Raw genomic sequence first — 1622 nt, 5'->3', positions numbered from 1 at the left:
TGTTGGCGCCCCCCGGGCTTTCATTGCGTTTTTGTTCTTTGCTCTTTATCCAAATCCACCACTTCAAGTCGATCAACGACACGCACGGCCACCAGTGCGGGGACCACATCCTGAAATCGGTGGCGGGGACCATCCAGTCCGGGCTGCGGCGGGTGGATATCCTGGCGCGGTTCGGGGGGGAGGAATTCTGCGCGATCCTTCCGGAGACGGAATTCGAGCCCTCGATGATGCTCGGGGACCGGATCCGCGCCATGGTGGAATCGGCGGTCTATCCCTTCGAAGGGAAGGAGATCCGGGTGACGGTGAGCGTCGGCGTTCCAAAGGCCCCCGCCGCCGGGGACACCCCCGATTCCTTCCTGAAGAACGCGGACCAGGCCCTGTACGAGGCGAAGAGGTTCGGCCGCAACGCCGTCGTCGCCTACCCCTGAGAGGCGGGATCCCCGACCAGAAAGCCTCGCCGCCGGAGCGCCCGGCGGACCGCCGGCCCGTCGATCGTCGCGACCCGCAGATGGGCGTTCAGCGCCCCGGCCTCCCCCCGCGGGGAGATGACGCAGCTCCGGACGGCGATCCCCATCTCTCCCAGCATGCCGATCAGCTCCTCGAAACGGGACAGGCTCCGGGGAAAGGAGACGTCCACGCAGAAGCAGACCTCGTCGAGGTCGAGGACGTCGGCGAAGGCCTTCAGCAGGTCCGACTTCGTGATGATGCCGACGAGCCGGTCGCCGGAAAGGACGGGCAGCGCGCCGAACCGCTTCCGCGTGATGACGAGGAGCGCGTCCTCCACGGAGTCTTCCGGCGTGAGGGACCACACCGGGCTCCGCATGACCTCGCGGACCGCGCGGTTCCCGCCGGCAGCGCCGCCCGGGTCGATGGAGGCGTTCCGCAGGTCGGTGTCCGTGAGGATCCCCGCCAGCCGCTCCCCTTCCATCACCGGGAGGTGGTTGAACCCGTGCTCCCGCATGATCCGGGCCGCGTCCGACAGCGTGTCGTCCGCGGAGACCGTCTTCGGGTCCTTCGTCATCCGTTTCCCGACGAACATGGAAAGGCCCCCCGTTTCCTGCGTCGTTTTCGCCGGTTTACGGCCGCCGGGACAGATGCCGATTAATTTACCGCAACGGCACGGGCATTTCCATGCGCCGCAGGCGCCGGCGGAAACCTTTCCGGCGCCGTGTCCATCTATGGAGGCATAAAGGAAATCCGAAGGACGAAAGGAGAGTCGCAATGCGCACGGACGGAACGGTTCCCGCATGGATTTTCGGCTTGCTGCTCTTCGCGGGCATCGCCTTCGCCGCCCTTCCGGCGGCCGGGGCGGACTGCGGATGCCCCGGCATGAAGGGGCAGGACAACACGGCGGCGCCCGGAGGGCCAATGCACGGGCACGGGGCGATGCACGGGCAGGGGCACGGGCACGCGCACGGCGGGCACATGGGAGACCATCCGCAGGGAATGCGGGAAACGCTCGGGAAGCTGAGGGCGCTCGAGGCGAAGATGGAGGCGTCGAAGGGATCGGACGACGGCGCATTCCGGTCGGCCTCCCTGGAGCACGCGAAGCTGCTCGGCGACCTCCTGGAAAACCATCTGAAGCACATGGAAGGGATGCACCGCTGATAGAGCGGGGGGGG

General features: G+C 67.2%; 3 protein-coding genes. 2 read left to right on the top strand and 1 reads right to left on the bottom strand.

Annotation, left to right across the window (positions count from 1 at the left end; genetic code table 11):
• Window positions 1–428: GGDEF domain-containing protein (locus tag AB1346_00895; protein ID MEW6718984.1), on the top strand; the 428-nt coding region annotated here is incomplete at its 5' end.
• Here AB1346_00895 and AB1346_00890 read toward each other — a convergent pair.
• The gene (locus AB1346_00890; protein MEW6718983.1) at window positions 419–1039 is read right to left on the bottom strand and encodes a CBS domain-containing protein; all 621 of its coding nucleotides are present in this window, start codon (window positions 1037–1039) and stop codon (window positions 419–421) included. The two genes, AB1346_00895 and AB1346_00890, sit on opposite strands and share 10 nt — an antisense overlap.
• A 182-nt stretch (window positions 1040–1221) precedes the next feature.
• On the opposite strand from AB1346_00890, the gene AB1346_00885 reads away from it, so the two are divergent.
• Window positions 1222–1608, top strand: a complete 387-nt coding sequence (locus AB1346_00885) for a hypothetical protein (GenBank protein MEW6718982.1) — start codon at window positions 1222–1224, stop codon at window positions 1606–1608.
• Window positions 1609–1622: the final 14 nt, after the last annotated feature.

This window comes from Thermodesulfobacteriota bacterium (assembly GCA_040758155.1).
Classification (GTDB): Bacteria; Desulfobacterota; Deferrimicrobia; order Deferrimicrobiales; family Deferrimicrobiaceae; genus UBA2219.
The sequence above is the reverse complement of the archived record's forward strand: the minus strand, read 5'-3'. Positions and strand labels throughout refer to the sequence as shown.